Here is an 18,387-nt window from a genome sequence, read left to right as displayed (position 1 = left end):
GGGTCAGGGGTGACGCCGCCAGGTCAGTGCGATGTCGAGGGTGGCCAGCCAGGCGGCGAGGTCGTAGCCGTGCGCGGCCAGGCCCTCGACGGCGGTGTAGGTGGTCTTCAGCGCGTACTCGGCCTCTTCGGCGGTGACCAGGCCCGCCTCGAGGGCCTCCAGGAGCTCGTCGGTGTCGATGACCCGCAGGGAGAGCTTGTCCTTGAGCACGATGTCGACGTAGAGGTCGGTGGCGACCCAGCGCGGGCCGTCGCGGTGGACGCGGACGACGTCGAGGTAGAAGTCCTGGTCGCGTTCGTGGCCGGGGGAGAACCAGAAGTCGGTGAAGCGCAGGCCCAGCGTGGGCACCAGCCACGACTCGAGGTAGTGGAACTGGGCGCGGCCCGGCGTCGGGCGCGCGAGGTAGAGGCCGAACGGCTCCTCGCGGAACTCCTCGACCTCCCGCCGGATGCCCTTCGGGTCGATGTTCGCGCGCGCGGCGGGGTCGAAGACCTCGACCTTCGGGGGGTGCAGTGCGGCCATGCGCGTCATCCTGCCGGGCCGGTCACGAAACGCGAACCCCCGCCCCGGGCGTCACGCATTCGGGCTAAGGTGCGCCGAGCTTCCGGGGAACGAGGGGGGACTGGGGATGTTCGGGATCATCAGGCCGTGCCGCCACCGGCTGGCCGAAGGCCTGCACGCGGACTGGATGGCGCACCTGTGCGGGCTGTGCCTCACGCTGCGCGACGAGCACGGCCAGTTCGCCCGGGTGGTCACCAACTACGACGGGCTGATCATCTCGGTGCTGGTCGAGGCCCAGACCCCGCGAGCGGACGGCCGCCGCGAGGCGGGTCCCTGCCCCCTGCGGGGGATGCGGACGGCTTCGGTGGCCCGCGGCGAGGGAGCCCAGCTGGCGGCGGCGGTGTCGCTGGTCCTGGCGGCGGCCAAGGTCGGCGACCACGTCGAGGACGGCGACGGCGCGTACGGAAGGCGCCCGGTGGCGGCGGCGGCCCGCCGGGTCGCGGCCCGCTGGACCGCACAGGGCCGTCGCACGGGCGGCCGGGTGGGGTTCGACACGACGGTGCTGACGGAGGCGGTCGAGGGACAGGGCTCGCTGGAGTCCTCGGTCCGGTCGGGTGACTCGCCGCTGCTGGCGACCGAACCGGCGGAGAGGGCCACGGCGGCGGCGTTCGCGCGCACGGCGGAGCTGGCGGGCAAGCCGGCGAACGTGGCACCCCTGGCCGAGGCGGGCCGGCTGTTCGGCCGCGTGGCACACCTGCTGGACGCGGTCGAGGACTACGAACCGGACGCGGCGGCCGGGGTGTGGAACCCGTTGCTGGCCACGGGGACAAGGCCGGAGGAAGCCCGCCGGCTGTGCGACGACGCGGTGCTGGGGGTGGAGTTGGCGTTGCGCGAGGCGGAGTTCGCGCAGCCGGCGCTGGTGCACGCGTTGCTGGTGCACGAGCTGAGGCAAGCGGTGCGGAGGACGTTCGGCCACGGCTCGTCCTTGCGGCATCCTCCGTCGGCAGGCGAGTGCGCCACGCTGGAGCACGGCTCCGCGGCGGCCGGGCAGCAGCCGCCGCCGGGGTGGATCGGGCCCGGACCCACTCCGCAGCAGCACCCGCATCAGCCGCCGCCGGGCTGGATCGGGCCCGGGCCGACCCCGCAGCAGCACCCGCACCAGGTCCCGCCCGGCTGGGGCTCGCCGCAGCCGCACGGATTTCCGCCGCCGGGCCCGGTCCCGCCGCCGGGCGCCCCCGGCGGACGTGGCCCAGGGGGCCCGAACGGCCCCGGCGGTCCGGGTGGCCGCGGCCCAGGTGGGCCTGGTGGCCCTGGTGGCCCAGGTGGGCCTGGTGGCCCAGGGGGACCCGATGGTCCCGGCGGCCCCGGTGGCCCCGGTGGCCCGAACGACCCCGGCGGTCCGGGAGGCCCCAAGGACCCCGGCGGCCCCGGCAAGCGCGACAAGCCCGAGTTCTACGACGGCAAGGGCGGCGGCCTCTGGTACCCGAAATTCGCCGTCCCGCCGAAGAAGCGCAACGCCTTCCTCGGCTGCGCCCTCATCCCCTACATGTGCTGCACCTGCCAATTCTGCTGCCGCGATCCCTATCCTGGCCCCTGGAGCGGCAACCCCCACGACGCTTGGGGATGCGACTGCGATTGCTGCGACTGTTGTTCCTGCTGTGACTGCAGTTGCTGAAGGGGAGACCATGACCGACCCGATGGCTCAGCTCCACGACCAGGGCCGCGAGAACTTCGCCGGGCTCGTCGAAGGCGGGAAGGCCCGCCTCGACGCGCTCTTCGCCACCGTCCCGGCGCTGGGCGAACTGGCCGTCGGCACCGTCTACGGCCACCTGCACGAACGTCCCCGCCCTCGACGCCCGCACCCGCGAGGCCGCCACGCTCGCCGCGATCGTCGCCGCCGGCATGGTCGGGCCGCCGCTGAGCGTGCACCTCCGCACCGGTCTCGCTTCCGGGCTGTCGCCGGCCGAGGTCTGCGAAGTCGTCGTCCAGACCGCCGCCTTCGCGGGCTTCCCGCGCGCCGTTTCCGCCGCCGACCAGCTGAACCGCCTCTTCGAAGGCCACGGCCTGCCGATCCCGCCCCCGCCGTCGCCGCGCGAAGTCGTCCTCGCCCACCTCGAGGCGCCCGAAGGCGAGGTGGCCGAGGTGCTGGCGGATTTCCCGCGCACCGAGGTCCAGGCGATCGGCCCCGATCGGGTGCTCGTCTCGTGCCACGGCGACGACCCGGTGCCCGGCGCCGTCCTGCACTGCGCCGTCGACGGCCCGGATGTCACGTCGATCACGGTGTTCCGAGCCCACTGACCAGGCCCGACGGAAAATGTCGGTGGGTCGGCCTACTCTGGTCGACGTGGCTTTCGCAACCGAACACCCCGTCCTCGCCCAGTCCGACTTCCGGCCCGTCTCGGAGATCCCGCGGACCGGCGGCCGGTTCGAGGTGGTCAGTGACTACCAGCCCGCCGGTGACCAGCCGGCGGCCATCGACGAGCTCGAACGCCGGATCAAGGCGGGCGAGAAGGACGTCGTGCTGCTCGGCGCCACCGGCACCGGCAAGTCGGCGACGACGGCGTGGCTGATCGAGCGCGTCCAGCGGCCGACGCTGGTCATGGCGCCGAACAAGACCCTCGCCGCCCAGCTGGCGAACGAGCTGCGCGACCTCTTCCCGCACAACGCGGTCGAGTACTTCGTCAGCTACTACGACTACTACCAGCCCGAGGCGTACATCGCGCAGACGGACACCTACATCGAGAAGGACTCGTCGATCAACGACGACGTCGAGCGGCTGCGGCACTCGGCGACGATGAACCTGCTGTCCCGCCGGGACGTCATCGTGGTCGCCAGTGTCTCCTGCATCTACGGCCTCGGCACGCCGCAGTCGTACCTGGACCGCTCCTCGAAGCTCGCGGTCGGCATGCAGCTCGACCGGGACGTCTTCCTGCGGGCCCTGGTCGACGTCCAGTACACCCGCAACGACATCGCCTTCGCGCGCGGCACGTTCCGCGCCCGGGGTGACACGGTCGAGATCATCCCGGCCTACGAAGAGCTCGCGATCCGGGTCGAGTTCTTCGGCGACGAAGTCGAGAAGCTGTACTACCTGCACCCGCTCACCGGGGACATCGTCAAGGAGGTCGACGAGGTCCGGATCTTCCCGGCGACGCACTACGTCGCCGGCCCGGAGCGGATGGAAAAGGCGATCCAGGGCATCGAGAAGGAGCTCGAGGAGCGGCTCGCCGAGCTGGAGCGCCAGGGCAAGCTGCTGGAGGCGCAGCGGCTGCGGATGCGCACGGCCTACGACATCGAGATGATGCGCCAGGTCGGCTTCTGCTCCGGCATCGAGAACTACTCGCGCCACATCGACGGCCGCGGCCCGGGCTCGGCGCCGGCCACGCTGATCGACTACTTCCCGGACGACTTCCTGCTGGTGATCGACGAGTCGCACCAGACCGTCCCGCAGATCGGCGGCATGTACGAAGGCGACATGTCGCGGAAGCGGAACCTGGTCGAGTACGGCTTCCGGCTGCCGAGCGCGGTGGACAACCGGCCGCTGACCTGGGAGGAGTTCTCCGACCGGATCGGCCAGACCGTCTACCTCTCGGCGACACCGGGGCCGTACGAGATGGGCCAGGCGGGCGGCGAGTTCGTCGAGCAGGTCATCCGGCCGACGGGCCTGGTCGACCCGAAGGTGGTCGTGAAGCCGACCGAGGGCCAGATCGACGACCTGGTGCACGAGATCCGGGAGCGGGCGGACCGGGACGAGCGCGTCCTGGTCACGACGCTGACGAAGAAGATGGCCGAGGACCTCACCGACTACCTGCTGGAGCTGGGCATCCGGGTGCGCTACCTGCACTCGGAGGTCGACACGCTGCGCCGCGTCGAGCTGCTGCGGCAGCTGCGGGCGGGCGACTTCGACGTGCTGGTCGGCATCAACCTGCTGCGCGAGGGCCTCGACCTGCCGGAGGTCTCGCTGGTGGCGATCCTCGACGCGGACAAGGAGGGCTTCCTCCGGAGCGGTACGTCGCTGATCCAGACGATCGGCCGCGCGGCGCGAAACGTCTCCGGCGAGGTCCACATGTACGCGGACAAGATCACCGACTCGATGCAGCACGCGATCGAGGAGACGGACCGCCGCCGCGAGAAGCAGGTGGCGTACAACAAGGAACGCGGCGTCGACCCGCAGCCGCTGCGCAAGAAGATCGCGGACATCCTCGACCGCGTGTACAGCGAAGCCGAGGACACCGAGCAGGTCTCGGTGGGCGGCTCGGGCCGCAACTCCTCCCGCGGCAAGAAGCCCGAGCAGGGCGACCGGGTCCGCAGCTCGGGCATGCTGGTCGACAAGGACGTGTCGGCGATGCCGCGGGCCCAGCTGGCCGACCTGATCCAGCAGATGACCGACCAGATGATGCAGGCGGCCCGCGACCTCCAGTTCGAGCTGGCGGCCCGCCTGCGTGACGAGATCTCCGACCTGAAGAAGGAGCTGAGGGGCATGGACGCGGCCGGCATCAAGTAGCGGGCCCGGCCGGATGAACATCGAGGACCCCGAAACGGAGCGGCTCGCGGCCGAGGTCGCCGAGCTGACCGGGGACACCAAGACGGGTGCTGTGCGCGCCGCACTGCGCGAGCCGAAGGCGAAGCTGGTCGCCGACCGGGAGCCCGAGATCGGCGCGCCGACCAAGGCGGAGGCGGGGATCGCCCTGCCGATCTCGAGCCGGTCGAGGTGAAACCGTGAACCTCGAAGCCGTCGTCGCCTATTGCCTCGGCAAGCCCGGCGCCGAAGAGACCTACCCGTTCGGCGACCACGTCCTCGTCGCCAAGGTCGGTGGCAAGGGCTTCGCCTTCATCGGCCAGAACCAGCCCGGCAGCGTCGCCGTCAAATGCGGGGCCACCAAGGAAGAAGCCGCCGAGGTCCGCGCTCGCTATCCCGGTGCGGTCAGCGTCATGGACTATCTCGGCCGCTACGGCTGGAACCGCGTCGAGCTCGGCGCCGGAGTGCCCGGCGCCGAGCTCGAAGAGCTGATCGATGCTTCCTACGACGAGGTCGTCCGAAGGCTGCCCAAGGCCAAGCGGCCCTGACTCACTCCGGCGCCGGGGCGTTCTCGTCCGCCTGCAGCATCCCGAACACATTCCCCTCGGTGTCCTTGCAGTACGCCAGCCACCCGACCCCCGGAACCGGGTTCTTCGGCAGCGCCAGCGTCCCGCCGGCCCGGTTGACGTCACCCAGTGCCTCGTCCAGGTTCGCCACGTCGATCGTGTTGACGAAGCCGTGGATCGGCGCCGACGCCTCGGGCGCCGGGCCCTGCCGGGGCAGCAGCCCTCCGTCGATGCCGTTGCCTTCGCCGGTGGTGATCACCCAGTAGGGCACCTCACCCCAGCGCTCGAACTTCCAGCCGAACACCGCCGTGTAGAACGCCGCCGCGCGTTCGGGGTCGCTCGCGTGGATCTCGAAGTGGACGGGACGAGGCATGCGCGCCTCCTCAGGCCGGGCCGTCAGGGTGTGGTGAGAGTACGCCCGGCCTGAGGAAAGTTACAGCCGCGTCCGGGGCGTCAGGTCCGCGTCGAAGTCCGGGAAGCCGGCCGGAGCCGGGGCCGAACGCAGCGCCGGCGAAGAAACCGGGGGCAGGCCGGCCCAGCGCCGGATCGTCGCCGTTGCCGCCGCCGCGTCGGCCGGGGCCAGCTGGGCGATCTTCGAGCCGTGGTTGCCGCCCTGGACGTAGTAGCGGTACGAATCGCGGCTGCCGCGGCCCAGCTCGAACGGCTCCGCGCCCCACGGGTCGTTGGACCCGTACACGAACAGCAGGCGGGTGCCGCGGCTCTTCACCCAGAAGTCGATGTCCGGCATCGCCGCGTAGTCGAAGCGCGGCAGGCGGATCGACGCCGGCACGAACGTCTTCGGCTGGTCGGCGCCCGGGTAGCGCAGCAGGTCGCGCAGGTAGCCGTCGTACGCCTCGGGCGAGCCCAGCTGCACCGCCGCCTGGTAGTAGTACGGGATGTACGGCGCCAGGTCCTGGTCGGAGTACGTGTTCAGGCTCTCCACCTTCTCGTACCAGGCGTAGACGTCGGCGGCGGGCGCGCCCGCCGGCGGCACCGTCGCGCAGTCCGCCTGCGTCTGGTACTGCCAGAACGCGAAGTACGAGTCGATCACCGAGATCTCGAGGGACTTGTCGGCCGAACCCACGATCGAGAACGTCAGCCCGCGCTGCGCCGCGTCCGCCGCGGCGATCGCCCCCAGCTCGTCACGCCGCTTCAGCGCGTCGCGCTGGATCGCCTTCAAGGCGTCGCGGCACGCCGGGTCGTTGCCCACGCGGGACAGGAACCGGTTGTAGACGTCGACCGGGTCGATGACGTCGTTGGGCGCGACGTACGGGATCGTCGCGTCGACGTCGTCGGGGAAGAAGCGGCGGAAGTACGTCGCGGTCATGCCGCCCTTGCTGCCGCCGGTGGCCAGCCACTTGCCCGGGTAGATCGCCTTGAACGCCTGCACCGCGCGGTGCTCGTCCGCCGCGGCCTGCCAGATCGTCAGCTGCTTCGCCCAGTTCTCCGGTTCCGGCCGCGACGGCGTGAAGTAGCGGTACTCCATCGACAGCTGGTTGCCGTCGACGATCTGCGTCGGCTCCGAACGGTTCGGCGAGCCGCTGACGTTGTAGCCGCTCGTGAAGGCGACCGTCGGGGCGGCGAAGTCGCGGTGCAGCAACGTGAACCGCTGTTGGAACGTGCCCGCGCCGGGGTGCCGGTGGTCGGCGGGCTGGGTGTAGGTCAGCTTGAAGAACCGGAACCCGGCCGGCGCCGCGTCCTCGGACACGACCGTCAGCCCCGGGATCCGCTGCAGCTGCGCCTTGATGTCCGGCGCCGCCGTGGCCGCCGGCGCCAGGCCGGCCAGCGCCAGCAGGACCGCACCCGCGGTGAAAAGTCTGCGCATCGAGCACCACCCGTCGTCGAAACCCTCGGTGGGACCCTCACAGAACCGGCCGGGGTCGGCAATCGGCTGTCCGGGCGCAGAATCGGTGAGGATCCGACTTTCGGCGGGTGGCGTCGGGTCGCCCGGCGTGCCCGGCCGGGGGCATCGTGCGAGTTGTCGGCGTGTTCGGCGCCGCGTTACCGTCCGGATCCGTAGGCACCGTCATCGAGCGAGGGGTCCGCCATGAAGGTTTCCGACTGCCCGACGGCCCAGGTCGAGGTCCGCGTCGCCGCGCGGCCGGCCGAGATCTGGTCCTGGCTGCTGGACATCGACCTGCCGGCCCGGTTCTCCACCGAGTTCCAGGGTGGCGACTGGGTCGACGACGCCGAGCCCGGCCTCGGCGCGCGGTTCCGCGGCCGCAACTCCCACCCGGTCGCCGGGGAGTGGGAGACGGTCTCGACCGTCACCGGCTACGAGCCCGGGCTGCTGTTCGCGTGGGCCGTGATGGACGTGGCGAACCCGGCCGCGTCGTGGAAGTTCGAGCTCGTCCCGGACGGCGACGGCACGATCCTGCGGCAGTGGGCCCGGATCGGCCCCGGCCCGTCCAACCTGACGACGATCATCGGCTCGATGCCCGAGCACGAAGAGGAGATCGTCGCCATGCGGCTCGGCGAGCTGCAGGCCAACATGCAGAAGACCGTCGAGGGCATCAAGGCACTCGCCGAAAGCGGCGTGCCGGCCTAACGGAGCACCCGGTCCACATAGGACTTCACGGCGGCCAGCGCCTCGGCCGACTGCCACAGCCGCTCCACCTGCGGATCGTCCGAGTGGCGGTACTCGGCGATCCGCTCGTGGAAGGGCTGCCGGATCTGGGCCTTCGTGTGGGCGAACGGCTCGGCGGGCAGGTCGCCGAGCCGCGCCGCGACGGCGAGGGCCCGCTCGAGCACGCCGTCCGGTGGGGCCTGCTCGTCGGCCAGCCCGCGGGCCAAGGCCTCCTCACCGCCCCAAGTCTCACCCGGGTAGGTGAGCAGCGGCAGCCGGGTGGTCCCGTAGCTGCAGCGCAGGATCTCCAGCGCGGCCAACGGGAACGGCAGCCCGACGAGCAGTTCGGTGACCCCGATCCGGCCGGCGCCCAGCACCCGGTGGTCGCCGGCCGCGGCGAGCACCGCCCCGCCGGCGATGGCGTGCCCGTTCAGCGCGGCGACCACCGGACGCGGGCAGCCGAACACGGCCAGCAGCGCGTCGGACAGCAGCGGCAGGAACTCCGCCACGTACGGCGCCCCGCCGTCGTCGAGCCGCTTGAGGTCGACGCCCGCGCAGAAGATCCCCCCGGTCCCGGTGAGCACCACGGCGCGGGCCTGTTCGGCCTCCTCGAGCTGCCGCACCAGCGCCCGGCAGGAGTCGGTGTCGAGCGTGTTGCCCCGCCCGTGGTCGATCCGGAGCACGGCGACGTCGTGGTGGTTCTCCAGGGTGATCGGCACGAACCCGACCGTACCGGCTTCAGCTGGTGATGTCCTTCCGCGCGAACCGCCGTCCCGCGTACAGGAAGAACACCGTTCCGTAGATCGCCGCCGAGAGCAGGCCGCTCGCCAGGTTGGTCCAGTCGACGTCGGTCGAGATCAGGTCCATCCAAGAGAACGCGTAGTGCGTCGGCAGGTAGTTCCGGAGCCCTTCCAACGCGGTGATCTGGTCCAGGATCTGCGACAGGATCGCCACCAGCACCGCGCCGCCGACCGCGCCCAGCGGGGCGTCGGTCGACACGCTCAGCGCGAGCGCCAGCCCGGCCACCCAGGCCAGCTGCAGGATGATGTACACAGTGGACAGTGCGATGGCCAGCAGGCTGTCACCGAAGGACACCGCGTCGCCGGTCGGGCTGATCGCGTCGCCCGCGCCGTACCAGAGCACCCCGACGCCGAGCGACACCAAGGGCAGCAGCACCAGCGCGAACGCCGAAAGCAGGCCCGACACGATCGCCTTCTGCCGCAGCACCCGCTGCCGCGGCACCGGCACCGCCAGCAGGTACTTCAGGCTCGACCACGACGCTTCACTCGCGATCGTGTCGCCGAAGAACAGCGCGACGATCATCGGCAGCAGGAACGTCCCCGACACGAACAGCGCCAGCACGACGAAGTTCGGCGCGGACGCCGTGGCCAGGTCGACGAAGCCGCCGCTGCGCCGGTTCGGGTTCGACTGCCCGAGCTGGAACGCGAGCACCAGGATGAACGGCAGGATCGCGACGAACCCGAGCAGGAACTGCGTCCGCCGCCGCTTGAGCTGGCGCCGCAGCTCGACGCCGAGCCGCAGCGTCCGCCGCGCCGAGTAGCCCTCGACCGCGCCGTCCGGCCCGACGCCCGCGTGCTCGGCCGACGCGAGGTCGCTCAGCTCGTCCAGCGCGTGCGGGTCGGTGTGCACACCCTCGCTCACGACTCTTCTCCCACCAGTTGCAGGAACGCGTCTTCCAGCCGGCGCCGCGGCCCGGCCTGCTCCACGGCGACCCCGGCGCGCACCAGCGCGGCCACGCCCTCGGCCCGCGGCAGCTCGCCGAGGTTCGCGTGCACGAGCTCGCCCTCGACATCGACGTCGGTGACCCCGCTCAGCGCCTTGAGCGCCGCCGCGGCCGCTGCCGGGTCGTCGACCCGGAACGTCGCTTCGCCGCCGGCCGCGGCCAGCTCGCCGACCTCGCCCGAGGCGACCAGCGAGCCGCGGTGCATGACCACGACGTGCGTGCAGGTCTGCTCGACCTCGGCCAGCAGGTGGCTCGACACCACCACCGTCCGGCCGGTCGCGGCGTACCGCTTCAGCACCTCGCGCATCTGGTGGATCTGGGGCGGGTCGAGCCCGTTGGTCGGTTCGTCGAGCACCATGAGCTCCGGCAGGCCGAGCATCGCCTGTGCGATCGCCAGCCGCTGCCGCATGCCCTGGCTGTAGGTCCGCACCCGCCGTTCGACCGCGTTGCCGAGCCCGGCGATCTCCAGCGCCTCGGCGAAGTGCGCCTTCTCCGCCGGACGCCCGGTCGAGGCCCAGTACAGCTCGAGGTTCGCCCGGCCGGACAGGTGTGGCAGGAAGCCCGAGCCCTCGACGAAGGAGCCGATGCGCGAGAGCACCGGCGCGCCCGGGGTGATCTTGTGCCCGAACACGCGGATGGTGCCCTCGGTCGGCGTGATCAGGCCCATCAGCATCCGCAGGGTGGTCGTCTTGCCCGCGCCGTTCGGCCCGAGCAGGCCGAGCACCTGGCCCGGCTCGACGCGGAAGGACAGGTCCTTCACCGCCACGAACCCGCCCGCGTACTGCTTGCGCAACCCCTCGATGACCAGCGGAGTCGTGGCCAGCTCGGCGTCGACGTCGGTGGCGCGGCGGCGGCGCAGGGCCGCGAAGAGCACCGCGGCGAGGCCGATCGCCAGCGTCACGCCGATGCCGACCAGCTGCCCCACCGGTGCCGGGGAACCGACGGACTTGCCCGGCACGACCGGCACGGCCAGCGCGGTGCCGGCGGCCAGCCCGATCCGGAACACCGCGGGCGCGGCCGGCGCGGCGTACCCCTGGTCGGTGGTGCCGACGACCAGGCGCAGCGAGTGGCCGCCCTCGATCGGCCGGACGATGCCGGGCAGCGTCACCGTGACGTCGACCGGGGTGCCGTCGGCGGGCAGCCCGCTCACCCGGAACGGCGCGATGGCGTTGGCCGGCAGCACGCGCGAGCCGTCCTGCCCGACGTCGTAGAGCTTCGCGAACAGCACCGCGTCCGGCTGCGGGTGCGCCGGGTCCGCGGCGACCTGCAGCCGCACGGTGGACGAGCCGCTGATGACGACCTGGCCGTCGAAGGGCGCGGTGGCGAACTGCGCGGCCTGGCCGGGCGGGTCGTTGCTGAACAGCGCGCCGAGCCGTGACGAGCTGCTCGCGACGCCGTTGAGGCCGGGGATCCCGCTGACCGCCGCCGGGTTCGCCCCGGCCGGGCGCACCACCGGCTGGGCGGGCCCGTTCAGCGCCAGCAGGCGCCGTTCGGTGGCCGGCCCGGTCAGGCCGGGGTAGGCGGGCGCGTTGACCGTGCGGACCGACGGCGTCCCGTTGGCGCGCAGCGTGCCCTGGACGTCGTAGCTGAAGCCGGTGCCCGGGTCGCCGCCGTCCAGCGCCGTCTTCAGGAAGTCGGCGATCTTGGCGCGCAGCTGCGGGCCGGGCTTGCCGCCGTCGTGGCCGCCGGTGTACCAGATCGTCCTGACCTTGCCGCCCGCCGCGGTGATCTGCCGGGCGGTCGCGTCGGACTGGTCGAGGCCGAACAGCGTGTCGCTCTCGCCCTGCACCAGCAGCGTCGGCACGGTGATCTTGCCGGTGACGGACGCGGGGGAGACCCGGCGCAGCAGGTCGACGCTCGCCTGGCTCGCCTGCCCGGTGGTGCCGAGTTCGGTGTAGGCGCGGCAGACCGCGGCGGTGAACCGGCCACAGGGGTCGGCCGACGCGCTCCGCGGCCCGCCCGCGCCCGGCGGCCCGGCGGGCACCGCGGCCCCCGCGGCGGCCGCGGTCCCGGCGGCGCCGGTGGCCCCGGTGTCGGTCTCCTGCCCGGCTTCCGGTGCTTCGGCGGAGGGCGAACCGCTCGCCGCGGCACCCGAACCGGCCGAGAAGAAGATGCCCGCCCAGCTCTTCTTGAAGACGCCGTCGGTCGAGAAGGCGCCGGCGGACGGCGTGCCGGGGGCCGCGGACGCGGGGGTCGCCGCGTTCGGGATCAGGCCCTGGGCCAGGTCGTTGTAGGTGATCACGGGCGCGATCGCGTCGACGCGCTTGTCCGTGCCGGCCAGCAGCAGCGACAGTGCGCCGCCGTAGGAGGCACCGGTGACGGCGACCTTCGGATCGCCCTGGGCGTCGAGCGTCACCTGGTGCTGCGCGACGAGCCGGTCGATCAGGCGGCTCGCGTCGGCGACCTCGCCGTCCGGGTCGTTGAGCCCGATCTTGCCGGTGCTCTTGCCGAAGCCGCGCGCGGACCACGTCATCACGACGAAGCCCTTCCGCGCGAGCTCGCGGGCGTCGTCGGCGACGCTGTTCTTGTCCCCGCCGAAGCCGTGCGCGAGCAGCACGGCCGGTGCGGGCACGGTCGCCGGGAGGTAGGTGGTCGTGTCGATCTTGACCTGCTCGGCCGAGCCGGGCGCGGCGGGCAGGTCGAGCAGGGCGTCCTGGGTCGGCACGGCGGGCGGGGCCGTGTCGCGCGTCGCCCAGAGGACGGTCGCGGCGGCGAGCACCGCCACGACGGCGCCGAGCGCCGTGAGCCGGGCGCGGCGGGTGCGCGGGAGCGGGAGTCGGGGCACGACGTGACCGTAGGTGAAGTTTCCTGAGAGTGTCCTCCGCGGCTCACAGTGATCACACGCCCGGACCACCTGGTGGACCGAAGTGACCGGAATTACACGACCAACACGGTGACGTGCGCGATCCCGGCTGGCGCTCGGCCGGGGGGAACCGGCAAACTGGACGCGCTGTGAGGGGAGTATTCCTTCGCGGCGGTGTCGTCAGCACGGTGGCCCTGCGCCCCCGGCACCGTCGGCCGGTGGTTTCACCGGCGGGAGAGACCTCCGGTTAGTTGCTGCTGCGCGCTATCCGGAGGTTCGAGTTCCATGACTGTCCCCCTGTGGCTGTGGATCGCCACGATCGGTGGCCTGCTCGCGCTGATCGCGCTGGACCTGGTCATCGTCGATCGCAAGCCGCACGAAGTGACCACGGGGGAAGCGGCTCGCTGGGTCATCTTCTACGTCTCGTGCGCGATCGCCTTCGGCATCGGCGTGTGGATCTTCGCCGGGCACGACCCGGGTGTCGAGTTCTTCACCGGGTACATCACCGAGTACTCGCTGAGCGTCGACAACCTGTTCATCTTCATGATCATCATGAGCTCGTTCAAGGTGCCCGCCATCCACCAGCACCGCGTGCTGCTGGTCGGCATCCTGCTCGCGCTCGCCATGCGGAGCGTCTTCATCGCCATCGGTGCCGCGCTCATCGAGCAGTTCGTCTGGGTGTTCTTCCTGTTCGGCGCGGTGCTGATCTGGACGGCGATCAGCATGCTGCGCGGCAAGGGCGAGGAAGAGGAGTACCACGAGAACGCCGTCACCCGGCAGGTCCGCAAGATCGCCCCGGTGACCGACGACTACCACGGCCACCACTACACGGTGAAGCTCAACGGCAAGCGGATGATCACCCCGATGCTGCTGGTGATCGTGGCCATCGGCTCGGCCGACCTGCTGTTCGCCGTCGACTCGATCCCGGCGATCTTCGGCATCACGCAGGAGGCGTTCCTCGTCTTCACCGCCAACGCGTTCGCGCTGATGGGCCTGCGTCAGCTGTATTTCCTGCTCGGCGGCCTGGTGACCAAGCTGGTCTACCTCAGCTACGGCCTCGCGGTGATCCTCGCTTTCATCGGCGCGAAGCTGTTCCTGCACGCGCTGCACGAGTACCACGTCGTCCCGGACTGGCTGGACATCAACAACTGGGTCTCCCTCGGCGTGATCGTCGTCGTGCTCACCGTGACCACGGTGACGAGCCTGGCGAAGGCCCGGCGCGACGAGCGCAAGCAAGTCGCCGCATGAGACCTGGCGCGGTGCCGATGGTTACTGATCCGGCCACAGTCACGGCCGAATGACTTTGCCGCGACGGTTACGTGCCGAGCCGGGGGCGGCCTGCTTTTGGCCGGATCAGTAAACTCGTTCGCCTCGCTAAGGATTTCCGGTACGGTCGGGACGTGCGTCCTGCCGACATCGAACACCTCGTCGTCCCCGGCCGTCCCGCGCTGCGCGGGAACCTGCTGCTCACGGCGCTGAAGAGACCGGATCTCACGGCGAACGCCACGCACGGCGAGGTCCGGCGCGTGTCGCTCGACGGCGGTGAGTCGGCGTGGACCCACGGTCCGCGCGACTCGGCGCCGGCGATCTCGCCGGACGGGCGCTGGGTGGCGTTCCTGCGCGCCGGGGAGGGCACGGGCGCGGACGGCAACCCGCAGCTGCACGTGATGCCGTCGGACGGCGGGGAGGCCCGCCGGTTGACGTCGCTGCCGCTCGGAGCCGGGGAACCGGTGTGGGCGCCGGATTCGCGGCGGATCGCGTTCACCGCCCGGGTGCCCGAGGCCGGGCGCTACGGCACGCCGGACGCCGGCGGCGAGACGCCGGAGCCGGCCGCCGAGGCCCCGCGCCGGATCACGCGGATGGACTACCGGATCGACGACGTCGGGTTCCTGCGCGACCGCATGCAGCGGCTGTTCGTCATCGACACTGTCGACGCCTTCGAGCCGGGGGCGCCCGAGCCGCTGACCGGCGACGGGTTCGACGCGGCCCACCCGGTCTGGACGCCGGACGGCACGCGGGTGGTCTTCACCGCCCCGCCGGACTGGGGTGCGGCCGAGAGCGACTTCCGCGACATCTGCGCGATCTCCGCCGAGGGCGGCGAGCCCGAGGTCGTCGTGCGCTGCGACGGGTACTCGGAGCGGCCGGCGTTCGGCCCCGACGGCACGTTGTTCTACTTGGGACAGTCCTTCGAGGAGCACCACGAGGCCGCGCCCACCGGGCTCTACGCGGCGACGCCCGAATTCGGCGCCGGCCCGGTGAAGGCCCGGCGGCTCACCGACGCCGAGACCGTGGACTGCGAGGGCGCGGCCGGCCCGCCGGCTCCGCGCGAGGACGACGTCGTCGTGGCCGTCCGCCACCGCGGCGCGGTGGAACTGCGCGCGGTCGCCGTCGACACCGTCGAGGCCCCGCTGGCCGACCTCGCGGTGGTCCACGCGGACCAGGCCGCGGTCCGGTCGTTCACGCTGGACGGCTCGGTGCTGGTGGCGGTGATCGCGACGCCGTCGACCGCGGGCGAGGTCGTGCTGCTCGGCGACGGCGGGCCCGAGGTGCTGACCGACTACGCGAAGCCGTTGCGGGACAAGGGCATCCGGCCGATGATCGAGCTGGAGACGACGGCCCCGGACGGCTACCCGGTGCACGGCTGGCTGGTCCTGCCCGAGGGCGAGGGCCCGCACCCGGTGCTGCGCGTGGTGCACGGCGGGCCGTTCACCCAGCAGGAGTGGGCGGTGTTCGACGAAGCCCAGGTCTACGCGGCGGCGGGCTACGCGGTGGTGGTCGGCAACCCCCGCGGCTCGGCGGGCTACGGGCAGGCGCACGGCCACGCGATCACCCACGGCTTCGGCACGGTCGACGTCGACGACGTCCTGGCCCTGCTGGACAAGGCCCTGGAGCGGCCGGACCTGGACGCCACCCGCGTCGGCATCATGGGCGGCTCGTACGGCGGCTTCATGACGAGCTGGCTGGCCGCCCACCACGGAGACCGGTTCAAGGCCGCGTGGAGCGAACGCGCGGTCAACGCGTGGGACTCGATGGTCGGCAGTTCGGACATCGGCTACTTCTTCGTCGACGCCTACATCGGGTCTTCACCGGAAGTCCAGCGCGACCGGTCGCCGCTTTCGTACGCTTCGCAGATCCGCATCCCGTTCGCGGTCGTGCATTCGGAGCAGGACTGGCGCTGCCCGCTGGAGCAGGCGGAGCGGATGTTCGTGGCCCTGCGCCGGGCGGGCGCGCCGGCGGAGATGCTGCTCTTCCCGGGCGAGGGCCACGAGCTGAGCCGCTCGGGACGGCCGCGGCACCGGGCCCAGCGGTTCGAGGCGGTCCTGGAGTGGTGGTCGCGCCACCTGTGACGCGCGGCCTGGTCTGCTTCGACGTCGACGGCACCCTCGTGCCGGGCACCAGCTCGTGCGCGTGGGTGGCCGCGGCGCTGGGGCACGAGGCCGAGCTCGTCGCGGCCGAGGCGGCGTACGTCGCGGGCGAGCTGACCAACCAGGAGGCGTCGGTCATCGACGCGCGCGGCTGGGCGGGGCACACCGAGGCGGAAGTTCTGGCCCGGCTGGCGACGTTGCCGCTGGTCGACGGGATCGCCGAGACGGTGGCGTGGTGCCGCGACCACGACCTGCGGCCGATCCTGACCACGCTCGCGTGGACGCCGGTGGGCCGGATGCTCGCCGGGCGGTTCGGGTTCGCCGCGTACTGCGGCCCGGTGCCGGAGGCCGAGGGCGGCCGCTACACCGGGAACGTCGCCGAGCACCTGGACGAGTTCGGCAAGCGCGACTTCGCGCTCGCCCAGGGGTTCGCGCCGGAGCGGTGTGCGGCGATCGGGGACAGCCGGTCGGATCTGCCGCTCTTCGCCGCCGTCGGGACGAGCATCGCCTTCAACGGGACCCCGGCCGCCCGGGCCGTCGCGACGCACGTCGTCGACGGGCCGGACCTGCGGGCGGTGCTCCCGGTGCTGGCGGCTCAGTTCAGCAGCGTGTAGTTGAGCTCTTCGCAGACCCGGCCCAGCGGGACGTCCAGGCCCGGGTGGTCCAGCGGCAGCAGCACGTCCGGCGCGATCGGGAGCGCGGCGCCCGCCGGTGGGTCCCACAGGCAGATCGCCGGGTCGCCGGAGTCCATCGACGAGCGGTACCAGAGGCCGTCGAGGTCGCTGAACGCGCCGCGGATCGCCCGCGCCCAGGCCTGGGTCAGCTTCTTCGGGCCGCTGGAGATCTCCTGGGAAGCGCCCACCCGCGTCGGCCAGAGGCCGGTCAGGTCGAGCAGGCGCAGTGTGCGTGTCGGGCGGACGACGACCAGCCGGGGACCGCGGGTGCGGCGATCGACCGTCGAGCTGGTCTGGAACACCTCGGCGACCGACGTGCGCACGGTGAGGCCGAAGTAGAGGACGCCGTTGGCGGGATCGGTGACCGGCGCGCCACCGCGGCCGGGCGACTGCTGGTCGAAGCGGCCGTGCGGGAGCGGGCCGGTGTAGCGGAACGAGTTCCACTGCTGGGGGTGTCTGCCGTGCGCGGTGAAGATCCGCACGAGCCTGGTCGCGGGCTGGACCGTCACCACGTCGTCGGCGCGGTTCAGCTGCCGGACCAGGACGGATCGGGCGGGCGGCAGCGGGAGCCGGGCCATGGGTCGGGGGTGGTCCGTCCTTGTCGGAGATCTTGCTCGGGAGGGTCCAGCCTAGAGCGGAGTGCCGAGCGTGGCGATGAGGCGGGCGACGTGGTCCGGATCACCACCGGAGAGGAGCCATTGGCGCGGGGTCGCGGGCTGCTCGTTGATGACGAGATCCGCTTGCGGAGTGCTCATGAAGGCGGCGACGACGAGCGCGGGCTGGTCTTCGGGGAGGGCTTTGAGCACGACTTCGAGGCCGGGCAGCACCCCGGAGCCGGCGAACTGCCACGCGGGGAGCCGCCACCCGCCGTCCTTCCACCCGGTCAGCCGCCCTTCCTTGAGCCGATGCCGGATCCGGCTGTCGTCGACCCCGAGGGCCTTGGCGGCTTCGTTGACGCTGAGCGCGCCCTCGGCGAGCACGGCATGGGCGGCGACGGTGCGCGCCCGGAAGTCGGGTTCGTCCTCGCGCCTCGGGGAGAGGTCGAGCCCGACGTCAGTGAGCGCGGCGCGCTGGTCGGCCGAGAAGTAGTGCGAGGGATCCGGATTCGGTGGCGACAGTCTGCGCGCGGCGTCTTCGACGAGAGTGAGGAACTCATTCGCGTCGACCTTCAGGCCCGCCTTGGCGAGGATGTTCTCCAGCGCTACAGACATGTGGCTCAGGTTAACCCGAAACAGCGCGGATGTGCGGGTTCGTGCGCTTTCTTGCCCTGTCTGTGCGTGAATTCACCAGAGATCGACACTCACGGCACATCATCCAACACGTTGAGTAGGCAACTTCCGGTCAGTTTCCCTGGATCGGGCGCCGTTGTCCAGCCTGGATCCGGCTTGACGGCCCGGCTTGACACTGTGCGGTCGGGCACCTACGTTCCGGATGAGTAAACGATTTCCGCTCCGTGCTCACAGGACCCGGCGTTCCGGCGCCGGTGATGGGGGACACAGGGGGTGGGGCGTGCCTGGGGGGCCCGGCACGAGCCGGCCCCTCGGGCACGTCGCTCCCACCCGGCCTACTTTGGCGAGTTCGGCCGGCCGGCTGAGTACGCAAGCCGCCCCTCCGGGCACTCGAGCCGGCTGCCCGGTGCGCGGCCGACCTTC

At 72.0% G+C, this 18,387-nt stretch carries 17 protein-coding genes; 9 read left to right on the top strand and 8 right to left on the bottom strand.

Annotation, left to right across the window (positions count from 1 at the left end; all coding sequences use genetic code 11):
* Window positions 1–3 precede the first annotated feature (3 nt).
* On the bottom strand, window positions 4–522 hold the full coding sequence (locus ACWEF6_RS28500; protein ID WP_449680589.1) for a DUF402 domain-containing protein: 519 nt from the start codon (window positions 520–522) through the stop codon (window positions 4–6).
* A 106-nt stretch (window positions 523–628) separates the two neighbouring features.
* Between ACWEF6_RS28500 and ACWEF6_RS28495 the strand changes: the two genes are divergently transcribed.
* From ACWEF6_RS28495 to ACWEF6_RS28475, 5 genes are all read left to right on the top strand, one after another.
* On the top strand, window positions 629–2,176 hold the full coding sequence (locus ACWEF6_RS28495) for a DUF5685 family protein (protein WP_449685747.1): 1,548 nt from the start codon (window positions 629–631) through the stop codon (window positions 2,174–2,176).
* A 227-nt stretch (window positions 2,177–2,403) separates the two neighbouring features.
* On the top strand, window positions 2,404–2,799 hold the full coding sequence (locus ACWEF6_RS28490; RefSeq protein WP_449685746.1) for a carboxymuconolactone decarboxylase family protein: 396 nt from the start codon (window positions 2,404–2,406) through the stop codon (window positions 2,797–2,799).
* Between the two features lie 46 nt (window positions 2,800–2,845).
* Window positions 2,846–5,002: an excinuclease ABC subunit UvrB gene (uvrB, locus tag ACWEF6_RS28485; RefSeq protein WP_449685745.1), complete on the top strand. Its 2,157-nt coding sequence runs from the start codon at window positions 2,846–2,848 to the stop codon at window positions 5,000–5,002.
* A 13-nt stretch (window positions 5,003–5,015) separates the two neighbouring features.
* Window positions 5,016–5,213: a type II toxin-antitoxin system VapB family antitoxin gene (locus ACWEF6_RS28480; protein ID WP_449685744.1), complete on the top strand. Its 198-nt coding sequence runs from the start codon at window positions 5,016–5,018 to the stop codon at window positions 5,211–5,213.
* 4 nt (window positions 5,214–5,217) lie between these two features.
* Complete coding sequence (locus ACWEF6_RS28475; RefSeq protein WP_449685743.1) at window positions 5,218–5,565, top strand: MmcQ/YjbR family DNA-binding protein; 348 nt, start codon at window positions 5,218–5,220, stop codon at window positions 5,563–5,565.
* A gap of 1 nt (window position 5,566) precedes the next feature.
* Here the strand turns inward: ACWEF6_RS28475 and ACWEF6_RS28470 are convergent, their stop codons facing one another.
* Together ACWEF6_RS28470 and ACWEF6_RS28465 are read right to left on the bottom strand one after the other, a co-directional pair.
* Window positions 5,567–5,956, bottom strand: coding sequence for a VOC family protein (locus ACWEF6_RS28470; RefSeq protein WP_449685742.1), 390 nt, complete (start codon window positions 5,954–5,956; stop codon window positions 5,567–5,569).
* A 60-nt stretch (window positions 5,957–6,016) separates the two neighbouring features.
* Window positions 6,017–7,408, bottom strand: a complete 1,392-nt coding sequence (locus tag ACWEF6_RS28465; protein ID WP_449685741.1) for a S28 family serine protease — start codon at window positions 7,406–7,408, stop codon at window positions 6,017–6,019.
* A 222-nt stretch (window positions 7,409–7,630) separates the two neighbouring features.
* On the opposite strand from ACWEF6_RS28465, the gene ACWEF6_RS28460 reads away from it, so the two are divergent.
* Entirely contained in the window at window positions 7,631–8,131 is a 501-nt protein-coding gene (locus tag ACWEF6_RS28460; protein WP_449685740.1) for an SRPBCC family protein, read from the top strand.
* On the opposite strand, the gene ACWEF6_RS28455 is transcribed toward ACWEF6_RS28460, so the two are convergent.
* Genes ACWEF6_RS28455 through ACWEF6_RS28445 form a run of 3 tightly spaced genes read right to left on the bottom strand, consistent with a single transcriptional unit; the run spans window position 8,128 to window position 12,678 of the window.
* On the bottom strand, window positions 8,128–8,868 hold the full coding sequence (locus tag ACWEF6_RS28455) for an enoyl-CoA hydratase/isomerase family protein (protein WP_449685739.1): 741 nt from the start codon (window positions 8,866–8,868) through the stop codon (window positions 8,128–8,130). The genes ACWEF6_RS28460 and ACWEF6_RS28455 overlap by 4 nt on opposite strands.
* A 19-nt stretch (window positions 8,869–8,887) precedes the next feature.
* Window positions 8,888–9,811 carry an ABC transporter permease gene (locus ACWEF6_RS28450; RefSeq protein ID WP_449685738.1) on the bottom strand — a complete coding sequence of 308 codons (924 nt, stop codon included), beginning with the start codon at window positions 9,809–9,811 and terminating at the stop codon, window positions 8,888–8,890.
* Window positions 9,808–12,678, bottom strand: a complete 2,871-nt coding sequence (locus ACWEF6_RS28445; protein WP_449685737.1) for an alpha/beta fold hydrolase — start codon at window positions 12,676–12,678, stop codon at window positions 9,808–9,810. Before ACWEF6_RS28445 ends, ACWEF6_RS28450 begins: the two co-directional genes overlap by 4 nt.
* Window positions 12,679–12,981: 303 nt before the next feature.
* Between ACWEF6_RS28445 and ACWEF6_RS28440 the strand changes: the two genes are divergently transcribed.
* The 3 genes from ACWEF6_RS28440 to ACWEF6_RS28430 all read left to right on the top strand — a co-directional run bounded on the left by ACWEF6_RS28440 (window position 12,982) and on the right by ACWEF6_RS28430 (window position 16,675).
* Complete coding sequence (locus tag ACWEF6_RS28440; protein ID WP_449685736.1) at window positions 12,982–13,944, top strand: TerC family protein; 963 nt, start codon at window positions 12,982–12,984, stop codon at window positions 13,942–13,944.
* Between the two features lie 152 nt (window positions 13,945–14,096).
* Complete coding sequence (locus ACWEF6_RS28435; protein ID WP_449685735.1) at window positions 14,097–16,043, top strand: S9 family peptidase; 1,947 nt, start codon at window positions 14,097–14,099, stop codon at window positions 16,041–16,043.
* Window positions 16,025–16,675, top strand: a complete 651-nt coding sequence (locus ACWEF6_RS28430) for an HAD family hydrolase (protein WP_449685734.1) — start codon at window positions 16,025–16,027, stop codon at window positions 16,673–16,675. The genes ACWEF6_RS28435 and ACWEF6_RS28430 overlap by 19 nt, the downstream gene beginning before the upstream one ends.
* Here the strand turns inward: ACWEF6_RS28430 and ACWEF6_RS28425 are convergent.
* Entirely contained in the window at window positions 16,657–17,313 is a 657-nt protein-coding gene (locus ACWEF6_RS28425) for an RES family NAD+ phosphorylase (protein WP_310976663.1), read from the bottom strand. The two genes, ACWEF6_RS28430 and ACWEF6_RS28425, sit on opposite strands and share 19 nt — an antisense overlap.
* Window positions 17,314–17,364: 51 nt before the next feature.
* Window positions 17,365–17,946 carry a DNA-binding protein gene (locus ACWEF6_RS28420; RefSeq protein ID WP_449685733.1) on the bottom strand — a complete coding sequence of 194 codons (582 nt, stop codon included), beginning with the start codon at window positions 17,944–17,946 and terminating at the stop codon, window positions 17,365–17,367.
* Window positions 17,947–18,387: the final 441 nt, after the last annotated feature.

The organism is Amycolatopsis sp. NPDC004772 (assembly GCF_053601215.1).
The sequence above is the reverse complement of the archived record's forward strand: the minus strand, read 5'-3'. Positions and strand labels throughout refer to the sequence as shown.

Excerpts from the sequence above, each read along its gene's own strand:
- ACWEF6_RS28490 (WP_449685746.1), top strand. The coding sequence starts at position 2,404 with ATGGTCGGGCCGCCGCTGAGCGTGCACCTCCGCACCGGTCTCGCTTCC.
- ACWEF6_RS28460 (WP_449685740.1), top strand. The coding sequence starts at position 7,631 with ATGAAGGTTTCCGACTGCCCGACGGCCCAGGTCGAGGTCCGCGTCGCC.
- ACWEF6_RS28465 (WP_449685741.1), bottom strand. The coding sequence starts at position 7,408 with ATGCGCAGACTTTTCACCGCGGGTGCGGTCCTGCTGGCGCTGGCCGGC.
- ACWEF6_RS28420 (WP_449685733.1), bottom strand. The coding sequence starts at position 17,946 with ATGTCTGTAGCGCTGGAGAACATCCTCGCCAAGGCGGGCCTGAAGGTC.
- ACWEF6_RS28425 (WP_310976663.1), bottom strand. The coding sequence starts at position 17,313 with ATGGCCCGGCTCCCGCTGCCGCCCGCCCGATCCGTCCTGGTCCGGCAG.
- ACWEF6_RS28480 (WP_449685744.1), top strand. The coding sequence starts at position 5,016 with ATGAACATCGAGGACCCCGAAACGGAGCGGCTCGCGGCCGAGGTCGCC.
- ACWEF6_RS28500 (WP_449680589.1), bottom strand. The coding sequence starts at position 522 with ATGGCCGCACTGCACCCCCCGAAGGTCGAGGTCTTCGACCCCGCCGCG.
- ACWEF6_RS28495 (WP_449685747.1), top strand. The coding sequence starts at position 629 with ATGTTCGGGATCATCAGGCCGTGCCGCCACCGGCTGGCCGAAGGCCTG.
- ACWEF6_RS28470 (WP_449685742.1), bottom strand. The coding sequence starts at position 5,956 with ATGCCTCGTCCCGTCCACTTCGAGATCCACGCGAGCGACCCCGAACGC.
- ACWEF6_RS28440 (WP_449685736.1), top strand. The coding sequence starts at position 12,982 with ATGACTGTCCCCCTGTGGCTGTGGATCGCCACGATCGGTGGCCTGCTC.